At 44.9% G+C, this 3,325-nt stretch carries 2 protein-coding genes and 1 pseudogene; all 3 read left to right on the top strand.

What is annotated here, in order from left to right; translation table 11 throughout:
- Positions 1–986: glycoside hydrolase family 38 C-terminal domain-containing protein (locus KK060_RS24625; protein ID WP_254157904.1), on the top strand; the 986-nt coding region annotated here is incomplete at its 5' end.
- Positions 971–2,554: a sulfatase family protein gene (locus KK060_RS24620; protein WP_254157902.1), complete on the top strand. Its 1,584-nt coding sequence runs from the start codon at positions 971–973 to the stop codon at positions 2,552–2,554. The genes KK060_RS24625 and KK060_RS24620, both read left to right, overlap by 16 nt.
- A gap of 10 nt (positions 2,555–2,564) precedes the next feature.
- Positions 2,565–3,325, top strand: a pseudogene (locus KK060_RS24615) (glycoside hydrolase family 92 protein); the annotation flags it as partial.

Below are 3,325 nucleotides of genomic sequence, written 5' to 3'. Positions count from 1 at the left end.
AAGGCGACCACCGTGCTCTTCCACGCCCACTTCGGTGGCAGCGGCATATGTGGTTTAGAGACAGGATCTACACAGGTCGCAATGCATCTTCTCCTCAGTATGTAACAAAGGTGAGAAGTATTGAACGCCTGAACGATGGCCTAGTATCTACTACGTTGCGTGTCACTTCAGAAGCACCAGGCTGTTACTCGCTCGTCAGCGATATCACGCTATATAAGAATTCAAACCGTGTTGATATTCGCAATATTGTTGACAAGATCGACAACCGTAGCAAAGAGAGTGTGCGGTTTGCGTTTCCGTTTAGTATTAAGAATGCTGAAACCGTCATCGATCTGCCGTTTGGAGAAATTCGTCCGGAGCGTGAGCAATTAACGGGAGCGAACAAGAATTTCTATTCAGTAAACAATGGCGTGTCAATATCGGGCATGCGGCAGAATGTGCTGTTAACAACAGTTGGTACTCCCATACTTGAGGTGGGGGGTATGCAAGGTGAAGCATGGATGTCCGATACACGAGAGTTTCTGGACTGGAGTCGCTTTGCTTCGTCTTCATCAACTATCTATTCCTGGGTGATGAATAACTCATGGGGAACAAACTACAAAGCTTCACAATCGGGTAAGACTGAGTTTCGGTATTCCATTATTCCGCTACAGCCCTATTCGCATGTGGCGAAACAACGTGTGCTTGAAGTAGCACAACCACTTGTTACTATTGTGTCTGATGATGCCAAGCCATACAATACCTTATTCAGCGTAAGTGGTAACAACAAGATAGCTGTTTCAACAATACGTCCTTCAAAAGATCAGAAAGGTTATGTGGTAAGGTTAACGAATCTTTCGCCTCAGTCAGTACAATCATCGTTCGAATGGGGTGCGTTGAAACCTACCGAAATTTCAGAATGTGATAATGAAGAGCGCAGCATCAAGCCAGCGACTAATTCTTTCTGGATGAAACCTTATGGCACAACAACATGGAAGATAGAATGAAGATAGGACAAATAATATCGATTGCGTTGCTGTTTTTCATTATTAGTGCAATGATGGCACAGGCACAAATGCCTCAGGCATCATCACAGCGTAAGCCCAACATTATTTTCATCATGGCGGATGATCACGGCTACCAGGCCATCAGCGCCTACAATAATAAACTGATTCAAACACCTAACATTGATCGCATCGGTCGTGAAGGTGCCGTGATGCGAAATGCATTTGTCACTAATTCCGTTTGTAGTCCCAGTCGTGCCGTTATACTCACAGGTAAATACTCACATGCGAATGGTATGCGCGACAACGGAACATACTTCAATGGAAGTCAGGAAACTCTTCCGAAGATATTGAAGACACATGGCTATCGTACTGCCATCGTAGGGAAGTGGCACCTGTTCAGCGAACCCACCGGTTTTGATTACTGGAATATACTTCCGGATCAGGGCAACTATTATAATCCCAAATTTATTAAGATGGGTAAGGATACTACGTATACAGGATACGTAACAGACGTAACAACTGACCTCGCGCTTAATTGGATCGAAAAGAACCAAAGTCAGCCATTTTTTATGATGCTGCATCATAAAGCGCCACATCGTAACTGGATGCCGTCCCAACAATATCTGACGGAATTTAATGACCGACACTTTCCGCTTCCGCATGATTTCTACGATGACTACAAAGGCCGTGAGGGTCTACAACGACAACTAATCTCGATGAAGGAAGGCCTCGACGTGCGTTACGACAGCAAAGTGCCATGCGACACCTGCGCCATCACTCAAGTGAATGACTGGGCTCCGGCCGAGTTCCAGCGTGAAATGGAACGGTTGACTCCCGCTGAACGTGAGGCATGGGATAAAGCATACGCGGACGAATACAAAACTTTCTTGCAGATCAAAGAAAAAGACAAGTTGCTGAGATGGCAATATCAGCGCTTCCTGGAAGATTACCTTCGATGTGTACATTCGGTTGACGATAACGTAGGCCGCGTACTTAAGTATCTGGATGATAAAGGCCTTGTTGAAAATACAATTGTGGTGTACATGTCTGACCAAGGCGTTTACCTTGGTGAGCATGGATTATATGATAAACGCTTTATGTATGAAGAGTCGTTTCGTACACCAATGCTTATTCGTTATCCGAAAGTGATTCCAGCGGTTCAACAGGTTGATGCTTACGTGCTAAACCTAGATGTGGCTCCAACTTTTCTTGACCTTGCCGATATCTCCATTCCTAAAGACATACAGGGCAAATCAATGAAGACTCTGCTTGCAAAAGGAAAGGCTACGGATTGGCGCAAAGAAGTGTATTACCATTACTATGAGAAATCGTTCGGTGCCACCGCGCATTACGGCATCCGCACGAAGCGTTATAAACTCATTCACTTCTATGATCCGGTTAATTCATGGGAGTTGTATGACTTAAAAAAGGATCCTAATGAAATGCACAACCTATATAATGAGCCATCTTCCAAGGATGTTATTGTAAAGCTTAAGGGCCAGCTAAAGTCCTTACAGAAAAAATACAATGATCAGTACGATGAGAAGAATAATAAATTTCTAGACTAAAGAACTGAAAATGACAATTCACATCTTAAAGAATACGCTGACAGCATTCCTGTTAATTCTCGTTACGACTCTGGTTCGAGCACAGGAAGAGTACACGCAATACGTAGATCCGAACATAGGTACAGCGCATAGTCGTTGGTTCTTTTACACGCCGGCAGCGATGCCTTTTGGTATGGCGAAGCCAGCACCAGCAACTAACGCTCACTATGGCAACGTTCATGGCTGGGATGCTGTTGGCTATGATCATCGGCATGAGTCCATTGAAGGATTTCCTAATCTGCACGAGTTCCAGGTGGGCGGTATTGTCTTCATGGCTTCCACTGGTGCGCTGAAGACAATTCCAGGGAAACTAGAAAATCCAGATGAAGGTTATCGTTCACGTTTTGATCGCAAGGATGAAATTGCAACTCCCGGGTACTATTCGGTGAAATTGAAAGATTACGGAATCAAAGCGGAACTCACCTCTACTGAACGTGTGGCGTTGCACCGTTATACTTTTCCAGCAGGAAAGGAGTCGCATATTCTTTTCGACATTGGAAATAAACAAGGTGAGAGTGGGAATGTTAAGGACGCGAAAGTATACGTGACGCCTGATGGACGCATCGAAGGGTTTGTGACAACACTTCCTGTATACGTTCAGAAATATCAGCCCGGTGCCGAAGTGAGCATGTATTTCTCTGCGGTGGTTGATAAGGGGCCTTCTTCATTTGGTGTATTCAAGGGAACTAATTCGAGGGCAGGAGTGACTGAAGAAACCGGATCGGGTGCAGG

It is taken from the genome of Chryseosolibacter indicum (assembly GCF_018598585.1).
Lineage (GTDB): Bacteria > Bacteroidota > Bacteroidia > Cytophagales > Cyclobacteriaceae > Chryseosolibacter > Chryseosolibacter indicus.
This window is presented reverse-complemented; position numbering and strand designations above follow the sequence as displayed.